This is a genomic window from Microbulbifer sp. (genome assembly GCF_051659245.1).
GTDB lineage: Bacteria > Pseudomonadota > Gammaproteobacteria > Pseudomonadales > Cellvibrionaceae > Microbulbifer.
In genome coordinates this window covers 1-20,666 of record NZ_JBOFOC010000025.1, presented here as the reverse complement: position 1 = coordinate 20,666, position 20,666 = coordinate 1, and the positions used below count along the sequence as shown (strand labels likewise).

The following is a 20,666-nucleotide window of genomic DNA, read 5'->3' as shown; positions in this document are numbered from 1 at the left end:
GGATTCATGAATGTAGTTCGAACCGCCGGCTGCGCCCGCGGCGCCGCCGCTTATGTCCGGGTTGGGGTGGAAAGCGATGTGATGTCGGCCAGCCCCCACCGATTGATAACCCTGCTGTTCGACGGCGCTGACACCGGCATTCGCACCGCCGCGATACACCTGCGCGATGGCAATGCGGCGGAGAAGGGCAGAGCCATTTCCCGGGTCTTGGACATCGTCAACAACGGCCTGCTGGCCGCTCTCGACCACGAGCGTGGCGGCGAGTTGGCCGGGCGGATGGCGTCGCTGTACGACTACATCGCCCGCTTGCTGCTCGAGGCCAACCTGCACGACGACCTGGCCGCGCTGGAAGAGGCCGGCCGCCTGCTCGGCGACCTGGGGTCCGCCTGGCGTGAAATCGACCCTCAAGGCAGACAGGGGGAGCAATGAAGAACTTGACTTCCAGGTGGGACGGCCCGCTGTCCTCGCCGGAGCGATTGCTGGCGGCCTACGAAAGTCTGCTGGCGCGCTCCACCCGAATGCTCGCCTGCGTGCGCGAGCGGGACTGGTTTGCCCTGGTCGAGGAGCAATCCTGCTATGTCGTCGAGGTGGAATCGATCTCCAAGGCTGAGGGTGGCTTCTCGCTCAGCGGCGAGGAGCGAGGCCGCAAAGCCGACCTGCTCGAGCGGATCCTGGAGCAGGATGTGGAGATTCGCCGCAGTCTGCTGGAAAGGCGGGAGGAGCTGTACAAGCTGCTCGGCATGTCGCGGCGCAAGCGCGACCTCGCCCGCTCCTACGGTGTCCGGGAGTTCCCGGGTTCGGGTGGCGGAAGCCGGCCCGGCGAAGAGTATCCGTGAGCGGGGTCACCCCGATACTGGACACCCTGCTGCACCAGGTGTTGGGCAAAAGAGTGGACATTCCTCTCGTGCGGAATACGCACGAGCCGGTGCGGCCGCCGGACGCCGGCGGGCTGGTTCAGGCGGTGCGCAGCGATTCCCGCCTGGACCCGCGTGCACCCCTGCGGGAACTCCCGGGTGCTGACGGCCGGGTGCGGCCCGGCGCGGCCCCGGCGCGGGCCGGCCCGGCGGAGTCCGGTTCCGTCCGCACCCATTTTAGCGCCGCCGCGCGCACTATTGCCGATCTACTGGTGCGCTATCCGGCGCCGCCCTCGGCGATACGGCCTCCGGCGCCGCTGCTGGCTCCCGGCGACGGGGTCGAGCGGCTGGCCCGACAGCTGCGGGCCAGCGTGGACCGGAGCGGATTGTTTTACGAAGCCCACCTCGGGGACTGGTTCCGCGGAAAACTCAGCGTCGAACAACTGGCTCGTGAACCGCAGATGACGTTGACCCGGGTGCAGTCGCCGACAACCGGGATTGTGGGTGGCGCGCAGGACGCCCCTCCGCCGGCTGCGGGCCCGGAAGGTGCCGGGGGAAATGCCGGCCAGCCCGGTCCGGCGGTGAGGGTGCCGGTCGACGACGCCGCCAGCGAGACGCTGCAGGGTTTGTTGCGCCACCAGTTGGAAATGCTCGCCAATCCGGTTTTGCGCTGGGACGGGGAAGTGTGGCCCGGCGTCGCCATGGCGCTAGTGGTGCAGGCGCCCCCGCAAGCCCAGCGGCGGGAAGACCCGGGCGAAAAAGGAGAGGAGAGTGAACGGGAACAGGAGCGCGAGGAGAGCTCCTGGCACTCCCGGCTGACCCTGCGCTTGGACGGGCTCGGCGAGATCCTCGTACGGCTGCAAATGCGTGGTGAACACCTGGCCCTGTCCCTGGGCACTCCGTCCGGGGATGTGGCGGAGTGCCTCGACGGTTCCAGAGACAGGTTGCGCGAGCGGCTCCGTGCCCATGGCTTCCGCGAGGTTCTGCTGAACGTGGAAACGACGCAATGACGGGAGACGGAAACCGCGAAGAGCGCCGCCAAGCGGTAGCGCTGGCCTATCGGCACGGCGAGGCGGTGCCCCGGGTGCTGGCGCGAGGGTATGGCGGGCTGGCTGAACGCATCATCGGCGAGGCCCGCCGCCAGGGTATTTTTGTCCACGACGCCCCGGAAGTGGTGGCACTGTTGATACAGCTGGATATCGACGAGCGAATTCCGCCGAACCTCTACCAGGTGGTCGCGGAGCTTTTGGTTTGGGTTCGCGAGCTGGAGGCGAGTGCGCGGGGAGAGAAGCCCTGAAAGGCTGTCGATAATTTTTCGATGAGGCAGGCCGGCCGGTGTGTTTTTTTTGCGAGACCGGGCAATTTGCCGCATCGTTTTTTTGATTTTTTGACCCGGTCTTTTTTCGGGTAGTGCACTGCAAGATATTTTTCGCGCGCCGGCGAGTGCGGGGGGATCTCTTGTGTCTAGTCAATTTTGGTTGCGCGAACTCAATCACAAAAATAATTATATATAGTATGATATTAAGAAATGGCAGAGCCAAATATGAGTGTAGTGTGGTAACTTGTACCAAGAGTTTGAATCATATCACTAAAATGTTGTGGTTAATGTCGCAGTAATTGGAATTTCGTTCCGGTAAAGGGAGGGTAGGAAAATCAGTGAAGGAGGATGCACAGCTATGAAGTCGGACGGCATTATTGATGAAATTCAAGACATCAACCTCACCTATCTGCTGCTGGCCCAGCGTCTTCTCAAGGAGGATTACACCACGGCCATGTTTCGCCTGAAAATCGAGGAGTCTATCGCCGAAGTACTGGTGTCGCTGACTGCGAAACAGTTGGCTCAGCTGGCGCGCACCAATCAGCTTCTGTTCCGTCTGAATTTCGACGATGCCGACCAGTTGGTCAAGCTTACCAATGACAAACGTGTGCTGGGCCTGGGCCAGATGCACACGGCTCTGTTGATATCCTCATGTGCAGTTTGAGAGGTTCCATCCCATGTCAGGGAAAAGTCTGCTTGGTGAAATGCAGCAGGTGCAGCTCGCTATCGAGCTGATCGAGTTGAATGCGCGACTGCAGGTGCTGGAGTCGGAAACTGACCTGAGCCGGGGCCGTTTGATTCGGCTCTACAAGGAGGTGCGCGGCATGTCGCCGCCCAAGGGTATGCTGCCTTTTTCCACGGACTGGTTTATTACCTGGTTGCCGAATATTCACTCCTCGTTGTTCTACGGAATCTACCGTCGGCTTATCGAGGAGCAGGGCTGCGAACGCATGGAGGGATTCGTAAAGGCTTATCGGCTGTATCTGGAACAAATTGCCCTGGATGGCGCGGAACCGGTACTCGGGCTCACTCGCGCCTGGACCCTGGTGCGCTTCTTCGAGAGCGGTATGTTCGAATTGTCCGTCTGCACCAGCTGTCATGGGCGTTTCGTAAATCACGCGCACACGCCCAGCCATGATTTCGTCTGCGGTATCTGCCAGCCGCCTTCCCGGGCCGGCAAGACCCGCAAACGCCGGGCCGCCACCAGCGGCAGCGTCGGCGAAAATGACCGGAAACGACGGACTGCCGACGCCTGAGAGGAATGGCACTAACTTAAGCGGAAATGGCTTTATTATTTGTAAGGTGGATAAGCGAAGTGCATCCACCGTTACAGGAGGCCGCCAGGGATGGCGGTCATGCAGAGCAAATTACAGAGAGCAATTTGACGCGGCAAAGCTGACCAAAGGGGCGGGCACATGGATGTGTCCGGCGCAAACGCATGAAGCATTTTTCTGCGTTTGCTTATCCGACCTGCGGGAGCCGGAAACCGCTTAAGTGAGCACGAGCTACTCCTGCCCCTGGGGATTGCGCTGTAGGAGCCTGCTTGCAGGCGAACATTCCCGGTGCCTTGCCGCGACCTCAATTCGCCTGCAAGCAGGCTCCCACAGGGGGCTTCCGCTTAACTTAGTACCATTCGTCTCTGAGTGCATTTCTCAAGTCCACTCCCGCTCAAGACCGTGATGCTCGGTCTTCCCCTCTGTGACACCCTCAAGTCTGCAACCGGCCTGCCGATAGAGATGTTATGTAGATGCCATGATGGGATATCGGCCGTATCGGGTATTCCGGATTCATCATCGCCGTCTACTGCAAGGTGACGTTTGGCCGGAACAGCAGCCGAAAGCGGCAGGAGTCTCCTGGTATCAAATATTCCCCGGGGGTGCGGGGTAGCCGCGTTGCGAAACCCATCGGGCGAATCAACCGGGGCTGGAAGCCGAAGTGGGAGTAGGGGGCTTGCACAATGGAGTATCGGAAGTCAGCACTCGGTACGTTGTTGGGGGTGGGTATTATTGTCTTGCCGGTTTCCACCGGCGGGGTCGAAATCACCAGCGCCTCTGCCTCTGCAAGAATTACTCTCTATATTCCGCCCCGGGCGGAGGTACGCCCAACCAACGATCCCGGCATCGGTCAACTGTGTCTCAGCCATATCCCCGCGCGTAGTTACTACCTGTCGATCCGGGATACCGGGGAAGAGGCTGTGGTCGAGAAACGTCTGTTCGGCCAGCCCGGCAACTACTGTGTTCCGGTATCCACCTCTCAACAGGGCAAGACTGTAGTGATAGTGGCGCAATAGTGATTTCCCGCAGCTCCCGGTAGCAGGCCCGTCCGAAAGCCTTTCGGACCTGTGGTCACTAGTCAAACCTTCATTCCCGCAGTTCAAATTCAAGCCGGAGGCGATCCAGCAGCAGTGCCGCACCGGCTTCATCCAGGCCGTGGGAGAAGATGAGGCTCTTGAGTACCTCCCGCCATATTGCCGGAGGCTTGTAATCCATCTCATCCTCCATTTCCGCCAAGGCGTCGTCGGCACGGCGAAGGCGGGCCGGTATCGACAGCTTGGGGAGTTTGTCCTGCGTGGCGGGCATCTCCCCGAAGATGTGTATAAGAAGCCAGTCCGCATGAGCCCGCACGCGGTCCTTCTGTGGAACTGACTCAAGCTGCTGTTTCGCCTGCATAAGCTCCGGTTTCCGGAGTAGCCGGGCCGGTGGCACAGGAATGGTCTCTTCCTGTTTGAGTTGTTCTTCCACGCGGTCGATAACCTCCTGGAAAGCCGAAATCCCGTATAGCGGACCGCCATCGGAGAATTCATCCGGGGTGCGCATTTGTCCTTCACCGGTGGCGAGCCACGCGGCGGATACCTCCGCGGCGTCAGCAATGCGCAATACATTGTCCAGTCTGGGGATTCCTCCCGATAGCAAATTACGCAAAGTGCCTTCTGCTACCCCCGCCCTTTCCGCGAAGGCGCGAACGGATGCTCCGTTCATCGCAAGCTTCAACCGATCCCGCAGCTGTTCGATTCTCGGATCGAGAGCGGTACTCCCTGTCCTCCGTTCGTCAGTCATGTCCCGTTCCGCGTAATCCACTAAATTTCTTCATCTTTTTGTTCTAAAAGACGACTATTTAAGCAATATGCTGTTGATTTCATCGTGCAGAATGCGTAATTTATTGATGGTTGGGCGATCTAGGCATTGGTTACCCCCAGGGTATATGTTCATATATGAACGAAAAAAAAAGCCAACGAAAAAGCCAGTCGGTAGCGACTGGCATCGCGCGGACATGAAGGCAGCCGCTGTTGATAAAGCCGGCTGGACATTGTGCCGGCTTTTACCGCCACCGCGATTGCAAATTCCCCCGACACTTTGACCAAGGCGCTGGGCGGCCCCCTGGCCCTATGAACCTGTTTACGTTCTATGGTGCTGCACGCCCAGCGCGGGGCCGGGAGGGGTGCCTCTTTCCGGGACACGGGCTGGGCGCCCCCCTTAAATACGTCCCTGTACGCTCGTAATCGGCATCCCTGCCTCATACGGTCCCGAAAAGAGGCCCCCCTCCCGGCCTGGAGAGTTCTTCGCGAGATCCTAAACAGGCTCTAAAGGAAGCGAATCATCAAGGATGTAATCGGCATATATCCCGCAGTCTATAGCCCTGCTATTGGGAAAAGCGTAGCCCAGGTCCGCTCCCACAGGCCCGGAAACGGCAGAGCAAAAGCGTGACCATCGCGTCCCCACCCCTTGTCCCGGGGAGTGCGAAGCCTACCCGGGGTGGTTGCAAGGTGCCAGGGCGGGAACCGGCGGTGTCAGAGCTTTAGACGCCAATAATCCCACGCCCCGGGAGGTCACCCCTGCAAAGCCCGGTGGGCTGATAAACTGATAAAAGCGGACGGTGAAGTCTGACAGACCGCCGGAAGCGGAAGTCGGGAACTCGATGTCATGGAATATGGAAAGTCCACGCTCGGTACGCTGTTGTGGGTGGGTGTTGTCCTGTCGGCCCCCGCTGGTGCAGCTGAAAGCACCACCAGCGCCTCTGCCTCCGCGCGCATCACCCTGTATGTACCCCCCCGGGCCGAATGGCGTCAAACCGACAATCCCGATACTGACCAGTTATGTCTCAGTCATATCCCTGCGCATAGTTATTACCTGTCAGTCCGGAATATCGGGGAAGGGACTGCGGCCGAAGAGCGCTTTCCCGGCCAAGCTGGCAGCTACTGTATTTCGCTGTCCACCTCCCAGCAGGGCAAGATGGTGCTCATTGTTGCGGAATAGCGGTTTCCTGTGGTTAACGGCCCGGATAAAATGTGATTTTTATCATAAATCCGTGCGAACAAGCTATGAACAGAATCATCGCCGCCTTTCTGCTACTGCTGGCACAACCGGTGTTGGCCGGCATGTCGCTGGACAAAATCATCATTTACCTGGATGACTCCCCCAACGCCCGGGACGATATCGTGGTCTCCAATCCCGACAAGGAAAACCTGTATCTGCAGACGGAAATCTACCGGGTGGACAATCCGGGAATGCCGGATGAAAAGCGCGTGCGGGTGGTGAACCCGAAGGAATTCAAGCTGCTGGTGAGTCCCGCCAGGGCAGTGCTCACCAGCGGCGAGCAGAAGCGCTTTCGGCTGATGTCGCTGGAGCGGGACCTGGATCGGGAAAAGGTCTACCGGGTGACCTTCAAGCCGGTGGTGGGGGAGATCAAAACTGACAAGACCGCGCTGAAGATACTGGTGGCCTACCAGGCCCTGGTCTTTGTCCAACCCGAGGGTGGCAGTTATCGCCTGGAAGTGGCCATGGAGAACGATACCTGGGTACTGAAGAACACCGGCAATATCAATGTTGAAGTGAGCGATGTGCAGCACTGCCAGAGCGAAGCCGGTTGCCGGCCCGTGGCGTTGAGCGGGCGGCTCTATGCGGGTGCCAGTCTGCCGATTGAGGAGAAACTGCTGGGCGGCCATCTGGAACTGCTGGCGCGCGGGCGGGAAACCGAGAAGGTGCAACTGCCCCTGCCGTAGGGGCCTGTTTGCAGGCGAATGGGATGCCCGTCGGGGAATGTTCGCCTGCAAGCAGGCTCCTACAGGGGCATCAGTGCCGTAGGATGGGCAAAGCGAAGCGTGCCCATCAAAAACCGGTGATGGGCACGTCGATGCGCTCCTTTGCCCATCCTACAAGGCTATTCCAACTCCACTGTCAGCGTCAGGGTATCGGTGTAGGTTGAATCCTGGGCGTTTGCCAGCTCTCCCTGTGGAATACGGATGGTCAACAGCATATTGTCCCCGGAGTTGCAGCCATCTTGCTGGTGACCGTTCCACCGCCCGTTTGTAGTCGATACCCCCTCGTTCAGCCATGTGGGCCTGCGAGGCGGTGTTTGGCTTTCTACACGCAGTTGATAATCAACTGAATCGATACCGGCGTTGCCGATCAGTATAAAAGCGCCATTGCCATTCTGGCTTTCGGCGCGAAGATCGAAGCTTATGCCTCCGGTGGTGTATACACAGAAGCTCTGTTGGTCTTCCGTATTGCCGCCGGGATTAGCGGTGAGGGTCATATCCTGGAGACTGCTGATACGGATTTGAGGCAAAACAGTGATTTCGATGGTAAAGAAAATAGGTGGGGAGAGTTCGGCGGCTTGACTCGCTGTTGTACCTTTGCAGATACCTCCTGACCACCAGGGGTCGCATTGGTACAAATAAAACTCGAAGTTGCCGCTATAAATACCGGGAGAAAAACTGGTTGATCCCAGTAGAGAAATTTCAAACTCTACTGGTATTTGCGCGCCATTTATGGAGCCGGCGAAACGATTGTTGGTTTCCGTGTGTGGAGTTAAGGTTTCTGATCCGCTGGATGGCTGTGAAAAAGTTAGCGCAAAAGGAATATTTCCTCCCGGCCCAGAGAGTACAAATTGTCCACCCTGTGTGGGGCCGCCAACTTCGATGGTATAGTCTCTTGGGTGTTCACAATATGCGACACTCCATTCGTTTCCCGTCCAATCTGCCCAGCAGCTGCGAATACTGAAAGGAATTGTCTTATTGCCTTCATTGGGGAAGGTGTGGCTATTGGTGTCCAGGTTGCATACACCTATGGCTTTTTCGGGCAGTGGCATACTATCCGAACCATCGCGACAGGGGTCGCTATTGGTGGATTGCGCCTGGGTATTGCCAGCCAGAACCCCCAAGAGGATCGGAGAAATGAAGTATCTCAGAAACTGCATACTATCATTCGACCATGACGGTAACTCTGACGGTGTCAGTATAGCTGGTCTCGTTGGCACTTCCCCAGTCGGCTGCGGCGATGGAGATGATCACCCGGGCGTTGTCCACGGTACAGTTTTCGTTGCCGGTGCGCGGAAATGGCTGACTGATATCGCCGTTGGCGTCTGGAGAAAAACCGCTGGTGCTGGAGGTATTGTCGATAAACTCAGAAGTATAAGGCAGGTTCTGGCTGACGCCATTCAGTTGAAATGGAAAAGTGCCGGAACCGCCGGTGGAACCATTTGTACTTGCCAGGTTCACTGTATAATTGGCGAAGCCAACCCCGCCCACACAGATATCCTCATACCCTTCGATCGGATTTCCCGGTGTTGCCGTGACTGTATCCAAGGGCATATCGTTAAAGTTTTTGACGATAATCCGGGTAGGCACCGTGAGATTGACTGTGAAGTCGACGCTAAGGTTTTGACAACCGAAAAATCCACAATTGCCCTGTTGTTCTATAAGGAACTCGAATTCGCCTGAGTAGTTGTTGCTTACCAAGGCATCCGGGTTGGTCAAAGTAAGAAAGAGGGATGCGTTGACCAGATCTGTGCTTCCGGTGAAGTCGCTGCTGGGGGTTCCGGGAGAGAGTGCAACTGACGCCCCGTTGCTTGGCTGGAAGGTGAGTGAAAAATCCGCCTGGTCTACAGTGGAGAAGAGGGCGAATCCCGTTCCAGTCAATGGGTTGACTGTCACTCGGTAGTCGGCGGGTGTCAACCCTACAAAAAAGACAAACGTGCGGCTGTATAGCTGGAAATCGATATTTTTCGCGGTGCTCGCCGGGTCGTAACTGATATCGTGATTCCCTTCCAGATCGCAAATTTGAAGAAAGAAACCGGTGTTATTGCACTGGGAAAGTGCGGGCCCCGCCGAGAGGATTCCCAACAATAGCAGCCAAAGCCTATAGGTGAATTTCAATTGCAGCTCAGGAGTGCGCATCTTGTCCTCGCTGCGCAACTGTCTGCGAACAACGGGCTTTATCCCAATCAACATCCCCCAAATTCAACCAGTGCTTTCCTCCCGTCTGCCCCGGCAAAGGCACCAGGCAGCCTCCCCATTGCACTTCCGGTGATCGCAGAAACTGTGGATCGCTGTGCACTTCCATTTGGAAAACACCGAATTCGTCGGTAACCGCGGTGTATTCGCCGATGGAAATTTTCCTGTGCGCTACCGGTTGCCCGTTGCGTATCAGGCGGCCGAGAACCAGGATTATCGGCCGGATTTCATACTCGGCGGCAGCCACATTCCCCGGGTAGAGGGTAACGGTATCCTGTATTTCCCGATAGTCGTAAAAACCCTCCGCCATCGGGCGCAGCTGGATGTCGTAACTCTTGAAGGAGGGCAGGTTGACCACGGAGCGGCCGCCGCCTTTGGCGTAACCGCGGCGCACGCCGTCCACCAGTATCTCGAACTGCTGGTCTTCGCCGCCGGCGATATCCACCAGCACAGCGCTGTTCAGGGCGCGTTCACCGCCCCAGGCAAAGGCGTCGCCATCGGTCATCAGGTTGGTGCTGAAACTGCCCAGGTAATTGAGGGTACCGCCATCGTTTGCGTCGCTGTGGCGGTAGTCGAGGGTGGAGCTGAGCTGGCCGCGGCGGCCGGCGACGCGGGTGCGGCTGCGCAGGGCGTATTCGTCCGCCGACATTTCGCTGGAAAACTGTTGATGTACTTCCGCCGCCCAGCGGTCGCCGTCGCGCCAGCTGCTGTTGAATCCCGTTCGGCCGTTTTGGCCATCTTCGCGACCGCTGTCCGCGCGCAGGCGGGCGCTGTGGTTCCAGTGGTCGCCGCGGAAGCGAAACTCAAAGGTGGCGGTGGTGAGTCCCCGGCCGTCGGCGTCGCTGTGTGCCAGGGTCAGGTCTCCGTGCCAGTGGCGGTTGCGAAAGAAGTCGCGGCGATACTCCAATGTTGTCAGCTGCGTGGCTCCGGTGTATTCGGTGTCCAGTGTGAATTCGGGGGATTCGAGATAGAGGTTGCGATCCCGTTCCGAGTAGCGCAGGGACAGGCGCCCGCCCATCAGGAGGCCGGTGAGTCCGGCGTTGCGCTGGCTGTAGCCGGTCCCCAGCGGGCTGTAGCCGGTGGTTGTTTCGTCGCTTTCCTGCAGGTGGGTTTCCGACAGGCTCAGGTTGAACAGCGGGGTTTTCAGCAGGGCATAGAGGCGGTGGCCGCTGCGGCCGTCACTGGACTGGATCAGGCTGGGGGAAACTTCCAGGTATTCGCTGATCCAGCGCCCTCCCAGTTCCGCCAACTGCTGGTAATCGCTGGAAGCCAGGTTGACGAACAGGCCGGTGTCGTCGAAGAGGCGGCGGGCTATACCGGCCTGTACGAAATAGGTGTCCTGCTGTTCCGGCAGCAGTTCCGTTTGCTCGAACCGGGCAGGTCTTCCCGCCTGGATCGTCCAGCGCCACTCGCCGGGTGCGGGCAACTGGGAGTCCTTGGCGAAGAACTCGCGCCGTTGCGCCAGGGGCCTTCCACTCTCGTCGAAGGTGCGAATCTCCACTTCGTAGGCGCCGCTGGGCAGGCCGGATGTGTCCAGCAGGCGGTTTCCGGCCTCCAGCAGCTCGCTGTGGACCAGGCGGCCGTCCCGGTAGACTTCCACGCGGCCGCGCACTGGCATATTGATTTCCAGCGGGGCGCCCTGGTTGTAGCGGTTGTCCCGCCGGCTGTTGTTGGAGCTGCGGTACTCCAGGCCATAGAGATAGGGGGAGGCCACGAAGCTGCTGAAGCCCCCGGCCGGCTGGATCAGTCCTGCGGACCAGGCACGGCCGCGGTAGTCCCTGGTCAAGTGCAGCTGGGTTATCTGCGAGTTGCCGTCGTCGGTGGCGGACCACTGGCTGTGCAGGCCGCTCTCGCCGAAACTCAGGATCGATTGGCCGAACAGGGAAGCGGTTTGCGAGTCGCCGGCGTGGGCTCTTACCCCGGACCAGGTGCCCGTGAGGTTCTGCATAAAGGAGAAGCCGCTGCTGGATTCCGGCAGGTAGGGATCGGCAATGGCCGGCTCCTGGGGCAGCAGCTCCGGGGCGAAGAACAGGTCGATACGGAAGCGGTCGCCGTCGTAGATCAGCGCGAACTGCTCCGGGGTGAGGAAGCCGCAATCGCGCTGCCGGCGCGAGCGGCACACCCTGTGGGAGTTGCGCGGCTGGGGCCGGCGCAACTGTGCCAGGACGCCTTCTGGGTCCAGTGTGGGGGGCAGCAATTCCAGAACCGCTGCGGGATCGCTGAAATGTACCGTATACAGGTCCACGGTGATCTGTGCCGCGCCGATGGCGCGGCCGCCGTAGTAGAGGTCGGCCACCAGCGGCTGCGCCTCGGTCAGGTCGGCGAAACCGTCCGGCGCCGCAGTATCCAGCGTAAAGGCCGCACTGGCCGCGAGCCCGAAATCGCTTCGGGCGCACAGCGCCAGCGCGAGCAGGGCTCCCGCAAACGCGCGATTCATTGTGAGGTGGTGCGTCGCCGATGGATTGCCGACGGTTGGCCCAGCCTGGTTACAGAGCGGTCACTGTGACCGTCAGGGTGTCGCTGTAGCTGGTTTCCACCGCTGACTCCCACTCCGTGGCACCGATGGTGACGAATACGCGGGCATTGTCGGTGTCGCAATCCAGGTTGCCATTGCGGGCAAAGCTGCCGGTGATATCGCCGTTGGTGTCGGCGGCGGTGCCGGTAGTGCTGCTGGTGTTATTGATGAAGGCGGCGCTATAAGGCAGGTTCTGGCCGACGCCATTCAGTTGGAAAGGATCGGTGCCAGAGCCGCCGGTGGAACCGTTCTGGCTGGAGAGGCTAACGCTGTAGTTGCCGAAGCCGATACCGCCCACACAGATATCCTCTGTACCTTCAATTGGGTTGCCGAGGGTGGCACCAGTAGTGTTTAGAGCCATATCGTCAAAGTTCTTGACGATAATTTGGGTGGGCACTGTGAGTGTGATATCGAAGTTGCCGCTGGAGTTGCTGCTGCCGACGGTGCCGTCGGTAGCGGCAAAGCTATTAAAAGTCACAGCAGCCAGGGAAGCGGCGGCCAGGATACGAAGTGTCGTGCGCATGGTGGTTCTCCAAGTTCTTGTTGTACGGGTTTTGATCTTTGTATACCCGATACTCTTGATAGCATTGCACCTGGATTTTCGCTTATGGAGAAAAGATACAGGCGACAAGCAAACCCAATGATACTTACTTGTGATATTGGTCACAAAATATTTGTGATGAATCGTATGACACATTTTTGCCGAGGACGATTGTGAGTAAAAATTGAACAATCCGGTTTTGCCTGTGCCCTATGCTCCTCCGGCGATATAATCCCGCGCCGAAAAGATCACCGTCAACCTCCAAACCAGGTTTGCCATGAGCGTAAGAACCCGAATTGCCCCTTCTCCCACCGGCGACCCCCATGTGGGCACCGCCTATATCGCCCTGTTCAACCAGTGCTTCGCCCGCGCCCAGGGCGGCCAGTTCGTGCTGCGTATCGAGGATACCGATCGGCAGCGCAGTACCCCCGAGTCGGAAAAGGCCATTCTCGACAGCCTGCACTGGCTGGGTCTGGACTGGGACGAGGGCCCGGACGTGGGCGGCTCCCGTGGTCCCTACCGCCAGAGCGAGCGCGGGGATATCTACCGCGAGTACTGCGACCAATTGGTGGAGAAAGGTCACGCCTTCCACTGCTACCGCACCGCCGGAGAGCTGGAGCTGTTGCGCGAACAACTGCGCGAGGCCGGCCGCACCGCCCTCAAGCCCAGCGACCTGGCCCTGCCGCCGGAAGAGGTGGAAAAACGCCGCGCCGCCGGCGCGCCCTATGTGGTGCGCATGCACGTGCCCGAGACCGGAACCTGTCTGGTGGAAGACCTGCTGCGCGGCCCCATCGAGATCGACTGGGCCCAGGTGGATGCACAGATACTGCTCAAGTCCGACGGCATGCCCACCTACCATCTCGCCAACGTGGTGGACGACCACCTGATGGAAATCACCCACGTGCTGCGCGGCGAGGAGTGGATCAACTCCGCCCCCAAGCACAAGCTGCTGTACGAGTACTTCGACTGGGTGATGCCGGTGCTCTGCCACCTGCCGCTGCTGCGCAATCCGGACAAGACCAAACTGTCCAAGCGCAAGAACCCCACCTCCATCCTCTATTACCAGCGCGCCGGCTTTATGCCCGAGGCCCTGCTCAACTACCTGGGGCGCATGGGCTGGTCCATGCCCGACGAGCGCGAGAAGTTCTCCCTGGAAGAGATGCTCGAACACTTCGATATCCACCGGGTCTCCCTGGGAGGGCCGGTGTTCGACGTGGAGAAACTGTCCTGGCTGAACGGCCTGTGGATTCGCGAACTGGAGAACGAACAACTGGCGGACCGCCTGCGCGACTGGCTGTTCAACCGCGAGAACCTGCTCAAGGTGCTGCCCCACGCCCGCGAACGCATGGAGACCTTCGGCGACTTTGCCCCCCTGGTCGGCTTCCTTGCCGCCGGCACCCTGCCGCTCACCGAGGCCGATTTCAGCGGCAACAAGCTGGAGCCGGATGAGCAGAAGAAGCTGCTGCAGTTTGCCCTCTGGCGTCTTGAGGCGCTCAGAACCTGGGATCGCGACGGTATCTTCGAACAGGTGAAATCCCTGGCCACCGCCATGGAGATCAAGCTCAAGGACTTCAATGCCCCGCTGTTCGTGGCCATCAGCGGAACCACCGCCTCCTTCTCGGTCATGGACGCCATGGTGCTGCTGGGCCCCGACCTCAGCCGCGCGCGCCTGCGTCACGCGGTGGAAGTGCTCGGCGGCGCCGGCAAAAAGGTGCTCAAGCGCTGGGAGAAGGAGTACGCCGCCCTGGCCTGACCGCTGCCCTAACTACTTGATTAAAAAGTTATTTTTTTCCGGTTGACAGGCCGGCGCCCGGTGTTAGAATGCGCCCCGCTTTCGACGGAAAGCACAGCAAATTTGGGGCTATAGCTCAGCTGGGAGAGCGCAACACTGGCAGTGTTGAGGTCAGCGGTTCGATCCCGCTTAGCTCCACCAAATTTCCAAACCCCGCGCCGCATGGTGTGGGGTTTTTTTTCCCGCATGACCCCCGCCCTTCGGCTCGTGTCCCGCTCCCTATACTTGCCGGCCCCGCCGCCAGCCCCAAGCGTAACTACCATGACAGACTCCCAGATCGCCACCAGCTTTTCCCAGCTCGAACTCCCCGCCGAAATCCTCAGTGCCGTTGAAAAGCTGGGCTACGAAACCCCATCCCCCATCCAGGCGGAGACGATCCCCTCCCTGCTGGCCGGCCGCGACCTGCTGGGCCAGGCGCAGACCGGCACCGGCAAGACCGCCGCCTTCGCGCTGCCGCTGCTGGCGCAACTGGACCTGAAGGATCGCCGTCCCCAGGCGCTAGTGCTGGCGCCGACCCGCGAGCTGGCGATCCAGGTGGCTGAAGCCTGCCAGTCCTACGCGCAGAACCTACGCGGTTTCCATGTGGCGCCCATTTACGGCGGTGCCGACTACCGAGGGCAGATGCAGCAACTGAAGCGCGGCGTGCAGCTGGTGGTGGGGACACCGGGGCGGGTGATGGACCATATGCGCCGCGGTTCACTGGACCTGTCCCGCCTGAAGACCCTGGTGCTGGATGAAGCCGACGAAATGCTGCGTATGGGTTTTATCGACGATGTGAAGTGGGTGTTGGAGCAGATTCCGGAGGAGCGCCAGATCGCGCTCTTCTCGGCCACCATGCCCAGGGAGATCGCCACCATCGCCCGGGAACACCTGCGCGACCCGGTGGAAGTGAAGATCCGCGTAAAAACCGAGACCGCGGAGACTATCCGCCAGCGCTACTGGCCGGTGGGCGGCTTGCACAAGCTGGACGCGCTCACCCGCATCCTGGAGGCGGAGCCGGTGGACGCGACGATCATTTTCGTGCGCACCAAGAACAGCACCGTGGAGCTGGCGGACAAGCTGGCCGCGCGCGGTTTCGCCAGCGCGGCGCTGAACGGCGATATGGCGCAGAACCTGCGCGAAGCGGTGATCGACAAACTGAAGAAGGGCAAGCTGGATATCGTGGTGGCCACCGATGTGGCCGCCCGCGGCCTGGACGTGGCGCGTATCAGTCATGTGATCAACTACGATATCCCCTACGACGCCGAGGCCTACATCCACCGCATCGGCCGCACCGGCCGCGCCGGCCGCGAGGGCGACGCGATCCTGTTTGTGGCGCCGCGGGAGCGGCGCATGCTGCGGGTGATCGAAAAGGCCACCAAAAAGCCGATTGAGCAACTGCAGCTGCCCAGCGCCGCTGCGGTCAACGACGTGCGTATGCAGCGCTTTCGCGAGCGCATTACCACCACTCTGGAGGGCGCTACCGATCTGGCGCCCTACCGCCAATTGGTCGAGGAATACCTGGCGCAGGCCGAAGCCGACCCGCTGGACGTCGCCGCGGCCCTGGCCGCCATGGCCCAGGGCGACCAGCCGCTGCTGGTAAAGGAGCAGGAACACAAGCCCCGGGAGAGAACAGAGAGGCGGGAGCGCCGCGAGCGCGATGAGGATTTCGAAAGCCGGGGCCGTAAGAAAAGCGGCTACGAAAAGGACAAAAAAATGCCGCCGCCGGACAAGGGCATGGAGCGCTTCCGCATCGAGGTGGGGCGCGAGGCCGGGGTGAAACCGGGCAATATCGTCGGCGCCATCGCCAACGAGGTGGAGCTGGACAGCTCCTATATCGGGCGCATTGAAATCTACCCGGAATACACTACGGTGGACCTGCCGGAAGGTATGCCCAAGGAAATTCTGCAACACCTGAAAAAAGTGCGGGTGGCGGGAAAGGCGATGAATATAGCCCGCCTGGGTGAGGGCGGTAGTGGTAAACCGCGCGGCAAACCGAAAGGGCGCAAGCCCAAACGATAGCGCCCCGCGTCTTTCGTCATATCGGTATTCACCGGTATGACCGCGGTGTGTTCAAGTGTGAGAGGGGTGAAGGGTCCGCTCGCGGCCATGGGCGGATGGCCGCCCCGCCGCTCCTACAATAATCGTCGTCATTCCGGCGCAGGCCGGAATCCAGCCGGCCTTGAGGCTGACACTGGGTATGACGACGGTATCTTCAAGCGCGTTGCCGAACTTTTATCGCTGCGGAAACATATGCCGCAGCGTGTCGTCGCGGTTTACGAAGTGATGCCAGAGCGCGCCGGAAATATGCAGCACCAGCAGTGCCAGCAGAGCGTTCCACAGCAGTTCTTTATGGAAAAATTCCAACTGTTTGGCAATATCGATATTCTTTTCCACCAGCGGTGGCAGTTTGAACAGCCAGAAAAGTGGTGTCTCCTTTCCTGCAAACTGGCGCATGGCCATGCCGGTAATCGGCATGGCCAGCATCAATACGTAAAACAGCCCCTGTACCAGTAGTGAGAGTTTCTGCTGCCAGCGGCCACCGAAGAGTTTCGGCCGGGGGTGGGTGCTGCGCCAGTAGAGGCGCAGCAGCGCGAGTAGCAGTATGCCGAAGCCGACAGTGAAATGCAGGTATTCCCACCACTTGCGCATAGGGTCGCCTTTCTCGTAGAACTCGTGGAGCTCTATTGATCCCCAGGCGCACAGGATCAAAATGGCAATCAGCCAGTGTAAGCCCTTGCTTACCGGGTTCCAGCGGTCGGTGTTGGTTTGCATGGGTGTTTCCCCTCATATTTCGCGGAAGTTACATTAGCGTGTCGGGAAGCATTTGTCTCGCGGGAATTCCGCCTTCAGTTCGCAGCGCGAATACCTTTCAAATCGGCAAAACTGGTCTCCCGCGCGGTATGTAAAAAATCCTCCAGAAATGCCTGCTCCAGCATCTCCTCGCGCACCGCCGCGTAGAGGGTGCTCCACAATCCTTTCTCCCCCAATCGCAACTGGGCGATAAACCCCTTCTGCCCCTTTTGTAGGTAGTCGTGCAGCGCCCAGTTGGGCAGCGCGCAGACGCCGCGGCCGCTGGCCGCCAGCTGCACCATCATTACGGTGAGTTCCGCGGTGCGTATTTCCGCCGGTTCCACTCCGGCGGGGTCGAGGAAGTGCTGGAAGATATCCAGCCGCTCCCGCTCCACCGGGTAGGTGATCTGCACCTCGCCGGCCAGGTCCTCCGGGGCCACCCAGCTCTTCTCCGCCAGCGGGTGTTTGCGGCTCACCGCCAGGCACATCTCGAAGCTGAACAGCGGCTGGTAGTGGATGCCTTTCAGTTCCGGGTCCGGGTTGGAGGTCACCACCAGGTCCAGGTCGCCGCGCACCAGCGCCGGCAGTGGCGCAAAGTGGAAGCCGCTGGAAAGGTCCAGTTCCACCTCCGGCCAGTTGTCCCGGTAATGGTCCAGGGTGGGCATCAGCCATTGATAGCAGCTGTGGCACTCGATGGCGATATTCAGCCGCCCCGCCTGGCCGGAGGCCAGCCGCGCCAGATCCCGCTGGGCCAGCGCCACCCGGGGCAGAACCTCGTCCGCCAGCTGCAGCAACCGCAGCCCGGCGCTGGTAAAGCGCAGCGGGCGCGACTTGCGCACGAACAGCGCCTGGTCGTGCCGCTCCTCCATCTCGCGGAACAGATGGGAGAGGGCGGACTGGGTCAGGTGCAGCCGCTCCGCGGCGCGCACCATGCTGCCGGTCTCCCGCAGCAAGGTGAGCGCCCGCAAATGTCGCAGTTCGATCATCTTTAGAAAAATTCATGTTCAGGGCAAAAAATATGAAATTGATTGAACAACACCTGCCCCTCAGAATCAACCCCGAATTTACGCCGGGAGCGCCGAGCCCCGGCTCGGCTACGGGCCGCAGGCCCGTCTCCCCCGCAGGAGCGCCCCATGGCCGCGATCGGACTCTCCGCATTCTTCGAGCATCGATCGCGGCCATGGGCCGCTCCTACAGAACGATCAGCGAATTGACAGGAAGGAAGGCAAATGGCACAGACACATATCCTCGGCTACCCGCGCATCGGCGCCGGCCGCGAACTGAAAAAGGCCCAGGAGGCCTACTGGAAAGGCGAGATTTCGCAGCAGAGGCTGCTGGCGGTGGGTGCGGAGATTCGCCGCGGCAACTGGCAGGCGCAGCGCGATGCGGGGCTCTCCCGTGTCGCCGTGGGCGATTTCGCCTGGTACGACCAGGTGCTCAACCATACGCTGATGTTCGGCGCGGTGCCGCCGCGTTTCGATGAGGGCGCCGCGGAAAGCAAGCTGGACCAGTACTTCCGCCTGGCCCGCGGCCGCGCCCCTTCCGGCGAGCCGGTGGCGGCCAGCGCCATGACCAAGTGGTTCGATACCAATTACCACTACTTGGTGCCGGAGTTCGCTGCGGACCAGTCTTTCGCGCTGGACAGCGACTGGTTGCTGGAGGAGGTGCGGGAGGCCCAGTCCCAGGGGCACCGCGCCAAGCCGGTGGTGATAGGTCCGCTGACCTACCTGTGGTTGGGCCGCGCCGAAGGCGAGGCGCTGGACCTGCTGCCGAAACTGCTGCCCTGCTACGAACAGCTGTTGCAACAGATCGCCGGGGCCGGTGTCGACTGGGTGCAGATCGACGAGCCGATCCTGGGGCTGGACCTGCCCGCTGCCTGGTGCGACATCTTCGCGCCGGCGTACCAGCAGCTCGCCGAGGCCGCGCCTTCGCTCAAACTGCTGTTGGCCACCTATTTTTCCTCCCTGCGGGAAAACCTGCCTCTGGCCTTTTCCCTGCCGGTGGCCGGGGTGCATATCGACTGCGTGCGCGCGCCGGAAGAATTGGCCGCGGCCGTGGAGGCGCTGGGCGAAGATCAGGTGCTCTCCGTCGGCGTGTTGAACGGACGCAATGTCTGGCGCGGCGACCTGGGCAAGTGGCAACGGCAGCTGCAGCCGCTGGAGCGGCAATTGGGCGAGCGCCTGTGGCTCTCCGCCAGCTGTTCGCTGCTGCACTGCCCGGTGGACCTGGAAACGGAGACCGCGCTGCCCGCGGAACAGTTGCGGAAACTGGCCTACAGTCGCCAGAAACTCAATGAACTCGGCCAGTTGCAGTCCCTCCTGAAGGGGGAGGCCACTGCCGCTGAAGGATCCGCGGCACCCTCGGCCGCCGCCGCAGTGGCGGCGGAACTGGAGGACACCTGGCGCCCGCAAGCCTACGGGGAGCGCGCCGCCCTGCAGCGCGAGCGCTGGCAACTGCCGTCGCTGCCCACCACCACCATCGGCTCTTTCCCGCAAACCGACCTGCTGCGCAAGGTGCGCAAACAGTTTCGCAGCGGGGAGATTTCCGAAGCGGATTACAAGGAACACCTGCGCGCGGAAATCGCCGAAGCCATCCGCCGCCAGGAAATACTCGGCCTGGATGTACTGGTGCACGGCGAGGCGGAGCGCAACGACATGGTGGAATATTTCGGCGAGCAGCTGGATGGCTTTGTGCACACCGGCAATGGCTGGGTACAGAGCTACGGTTCCCGTTGCGTAAAGCCGCCGATCATATTCGGGGATATCTCCCGCCCCGAACCCATGACCGTGGAGTGGAGCAGCTACGCCCAGAGTCTGACCCAAAAACCGGTCAAGGGTATGCTCACCGGACCGGTGACCATTCTCAACTGGTCGTTCCCCCGCGAGGATATTCCGCGCAGCGAGAGCTGCCTGCAAATCGCCAAGGCGCTGCGGCAGGAAGTGCTCGACCTGGAAGCCGCCGGTATCGGCATTATCCAGATCGACGAGCCGGCCCTGCGCGAAGGGGTACCGCTGCGGGAATCGGAGCACCAGGATTATTTCAGTTGGGCGGTGGCCTGTTTCCGCTATACCTGCAGCAAGGTGAAGCCGGAGACGCAGATCCATACCCATATGTGCTACAGCAATTTCAACGCAATCATGAATGCGATAGTGGCACTGGACGCGGACGTAATCACCATCGAGTCCGCGCGTTCGGATCTGCAATTGCTGCACGCATTTGCCGGCAAGAACGGCGGTTACCCGAACGAGATAGGCCCGGGCATTTACGATATCCACTCGCCCAATGTGCCGGAGCGGGAGGAGTTGGTGGCGCGGCTGAGAAAGATCGCCGAAGCGATCCCCGCGGAGAAGCTCTGGGTGAATCCGGACTGCGGTCTCAAGACCCGCAACTGGGCGGAGGTGGGTTCGTCGCTGCTGAATATGGTGGAGGCGGCGCGTGCTTTGCGCACGGAGTTGGCGGCCTGATATTTTTCTTTAAACATGGATCGCGGGCATGGCCCGCTCCTACAGGGTATTTTTTCCGGAATCTGTAGGAGCGGCCTATGGCCGCGATTGAATTCTCAGTTGGCGGGAAGTCCGGTCGCGGGCATGGCCCGCTCCTACAGGGTATTTTTTTCCGGGAATCTGTAGGAGCGGGCCATGCC

At 60.6% G+C, this 20,666-nt stretch carries 19 protein-coding genes and 1 tRNA gene; 13 read left to right on the top strand and 7 right to left on the bottom strand.

The window, feature by feature from the left end; genetic code table 11:
- Positions 1-6: 6 nt before the first annotated feature.
- The 7 genes from fliS (at position 7) to ACRC0P_RS02680 (ending at position 4,462) form a co-directional block, all read left to right on the top strand.
- Complete coding sequence (gene fliS / locus ACRC0P_RS02710) at positions 7-429, top strand: flagellar export chaperone FliS (protein WP_438628245.1); 423 nt, start codon at positions 7-9, stop codon at positions 427-429.
- A complete protein-coding gene (locus ACRC0P_RS02705; protein WP_438628244.1) occupies positions 426-836 on the top strand; it encodes a flagellar protein FliT in 411 nt (136 codons plus the stop codon). Before fliS ends, ACRC0P_RS02705 begins: the two co-directional genes overlap by 4 nt.
- Entirely contained in the window at positions 833-1,864 is a 1,032-nt protein-coding gene (gene fliK, locus ACRC0P_RS02700) for a flagellar hook-length control protein FliK (protein ID WP_438628243.1), read from the top strand. Before ACRC0P_RS02705 ends, fliK begins: the two co-directional genes overlap by 4 nt.
- A complete protein-coding gene (locus tag ACRC0P_RS02695) occupies positions 1,861-2,151 on the top strand; it encodes an EscU/YscU/HrcU family type III secretion system export apparatus switch protein (RefSeq protein ID WP_438628242.1) in 291 nt (96 codons plus the stop codon). The genes fliK and ACRC0P_RS02695 overlap by 4 nt, the downstream gene beginning before the upstream one ends.
- Positions 2,152-2,530: 379 nt before the next feature.
- Positions 2,531-2,836, top strand: coding sequence for a flagellar transcriptional regulator FlhD (flhD, locus tag ACRC0P_RS02690; RefSeq protein ID WP_438628241.1), 306 nt, complete (start codon positions 2,531-2,533; stop codon positions 2,834-2,836).
- A 13-nt stretch (positions 2,837-2,849) separates the two neighbouring features.
- Positions 2,850-3,428 carry a flagellar transcriptional regulator FlhC gene (gene flhC / locus ACRC0P_RS02685; protein WP_438628240.1) on the top strand — a complete coding sequence of 193 codons (579 nt, stop codon included), beginning with the start codon at positions 2,850-2,852 and terminating at the stop codon, positions 3,426-3,428.
- 740 nt (positions 3,429-4,168) lie between these two features.
- Positions 4,169-4,462 (top strand): hypothetical protein, encoded by a 294-nt coding sequence (locus tag ACRC0P_RS02680; protein ID WP_438628239.1) that lies wholly within the window; start codon positions 4,169-4,171, stop codon positions 4,460-4,462.
- Positions 4,463-4,532: 70 nt separating this feature from the next.
- Here the strand turns inward: ACRC0P_RS02680 and ACRC0P_RS02675 are convergent, their stop codons facing one another.
- Positions 4,533-5,228, bottom strand: a complete 696-nt coding sequence (locus ACRC0P_RS02675) for a helix-turn-helix domain-containing protein (protein WP_438628238.1) — start codon at positions 5,226-5,228, stop codon at positions 4,533-4,535.
- Positions 5,229-6,092: 864 nt separating this feature from the next.
- Here ACRC0P_RS02675 and ACRC0P_RS02670 point away from each other — a divergent pair.
- Complete coding sequence (locus ACRC0P_RS02670) at positions 6,093-6,425, top strand: hypothetical protein (protein ID WP_438628237.1); 333 nt, start codon at positions 6,093-6,095, stop codon at positions 6,423-6,425.
- 65 nt (positions 6,426-6,490) lie between these two features.
- Complete coding sequence (locus ACRC0P_RS02665; protein ID WP_438628236.1) at positions 6,491-7,171, top strand: fimbrial biogenesis chaperone; 681 nt, start codon at positions 6,491-6,493, stop codon at positions 7,169-7,171.
- Positions 7,172-7,329: 158 nt separating this feature from the next.
- Here ACRC0P_RS02665 and ACRC0P_RS02660 read toward each other — a convergent pair whose 3' ends face one another.
- The 4 genes from ACRC0P_RS02660 to ACRC0P_RS02645 are packed head-to-tail and all read right to left on the bottom strand — an operon-like array spanning position 7,330 to position 12,441.
- Complete coding sequence (locus ACRC0P_RS02660; RefSeq protein WP_438628235.1) at positions 7,330-8,367, bottom strand: hypothetical protein; 1,038 nt, start codon at positions 8,365-8,367, stop codon at positions 7,330-7,332.
- A 4-nt stretch (positions 8,368-8,371) separates the two neighbouring features.
- Positions 8,372-9,325, bottom strand: coding sequence for a hypothetical protein (locus tag ACRC0P_RS02655; RefSeq protein WP_438628234.1), 954 nt, complete (start codon positions 9,323-9,325; stop codon positions 8,372-8,374).
- A gap of 7 nt (positions 9,326-9,332) precedes the next feature.
- Positions 9,333-11,840: a TcfC E-set like domain-containing protein gene (locus ACRC0P_RS02650; protein ID WP_438628233.1), complete on the bottom strand. Its 2,508-nt coding sequence runs from the start codon at positions 11,838-11,840 to the stop codon at positions 9,333-9,335.
- A gap of 49 nt (positions 11,841-11,889) precedes the next feature.
- Positions 11,890-12,441 (bottom strand): hypothetical protein, encoded by a 552-nt coding sequence (locus ACRC0P_RS02645; protein ID WP_438628232.1) that lies wholly within the window; start codon positions 12,439-12,441, stop codon positions 11,890-11,892.
- A 295-nt stretch (positions 12,442-12,736) separates the two neighbouring features.
- Between ACRC0P_RS02645 and gltX the strand changes: the two genes are divergently transcribed.
- The 3 genes from gltX (at position 12,737) to ACRC0P_RS02630 (ending at position 16,252) form a co-directional block, all read left to right on the top strand.
- Positions 12,737-14,212, top strand: a complete 1,476-nt coding sequence (gene gltX / locus ACRC0P_RS02640; protein ID WP_438628231.1) for a glutamate--tRNA ligase — start codon at positions 12,737-12,739, stop codon at positions 14,210-14,212.
- Positions 14,213-14,316: 104 nt separating this feature from the next.
- Positions 14,317-14,392: transfer RNA gene (locus ACRC0P_RS02635), tRNA-Ala, on the top strand.
- Between the two features lie 120 nt (positions 14,393-14,512).
- A complete protein-coding gene (locus tag ACRC0P_RS02630; RefSeq protein WP_438628230.1) occupies positions 14,513-16,252 on the top strand; it encodes a DEAD/DEAH box helicase in 1,740 nt (579 codons plus the stop codon).
- A 213-nt stretch (positions 16,253-16,465) separates the two neighbouring features.
- Here the strand turns inward: ACRC0P_RS02630 and ACRC0P_RS02625 are convergent, their stop codons facing one another.
- Together ACRC0P_RS02625 and ACRC0P_RS02620 are read right to left on the bottom strand one after the other, a co-directional pair.
- Complete coding sequence (locus tag ACRC0P_RS02625) at positions 16,466-17,005, bottom strand: cytochrome b (RefSeq protein ID WP_438628229.1); 540 nt, start codon at positions 17,003-17,005, stop codon at positions 16,466-16,468.
- Between the two features lie 74 nt (positions 17,006-17,079).
- Positions 17,080-18,009, bottom strand: a complete 930-nt coding sequence (locus tag ACRC0P_RS02620) for a LysR family transcriptional regulator (RefSeq protein WP_438628228.1) — start codon at positions 18,007-18,009, stop codon at positions 17,080-17,082.
- A gap of 243 nt (positions 18,010-18,252) precedes the next feature.
- Between ACRC0P_RS02620 and metE the strand changes: the two genes are divergently transcribed.
- Positions 18,253-20,487, top strand: a complete 2,235-nt coding sequence (gene metE / locus ACRC0P_RS02615) for a 5-methyltetrahydropteroyltriglutamate--homocysteine S-methyltransferase (protein ID WP_438628227.1) — start codon at positions 18,253-18,255, stop codon at positions 20,485-20,487.
- Positions 20,488-20,666: the final 179 nt, after the last annotated feature.